The organism is Nonomuraea sp. NPDC048916, from assembly GCF_040649575.1.
Lineage (GTDB): Bacteria > Actinomycetota > Actinomycetes > Streptosporangiales > Streptosporangiaceae > Nonomuraea.
Genome location: NZ_JBEZFS010000247.1, coordinates 1 through 426, shown reverse-complemented (window position 1 = coordinate 426; position 426 = coordinate 1). Strand labels below are relative to the sequence as shown.

The following is a 426-nucleotide window of genomic DNA, read 5'->3' as shown; positions in this document are numbered from 1 at the left end:
ACTGGTAACCCTAAACTTCAGCGTTAGGGTTTGGGTCGGCGTTCGGACCGTCCCCATCGACATCAGTCGTCGCCGCGGGGCCACCGCAGAGCGACGACACGTAACTCGAGGCGAGAGGCCTTCGACGTGGCAGCACCGCAGAACTACCTCGCAGTCATCAAAGTCATCGGTGTCGGCGGCGGTGGTGTCAATGCCATCAACCGGATGATCGAGGTCGGTCTCAAGGGCGTCGAGTTCATCGCCATCAACACGGACGCGCAAGCTCTGTTGATGAGCGACGCCGACGTCAAACTCGACGTCGGTCGCGAACTCACCCGCGGACTCGGCGCCGGAGCCAACCCGGCTGTCGGCCGCAAGGCAGCCGAGGACCACCGCGAGGAGATCGAGGAGGTCCTCAAGGGGGCCGTCACGAAGACCATGTCGGCC

1 pseudogene is annotated in these 426 nt (G+C 63.8%); it reads left to right on the top strand.

The window, feature by feature from the left end:
- Positions 1-126: 126 nt before the first annotated feature.
- A pseudogene (locus tag AB0C16_RS40695) lies at positions 127-426 on the top strand (cell division protein FtsZ); the annotation flags it as partial.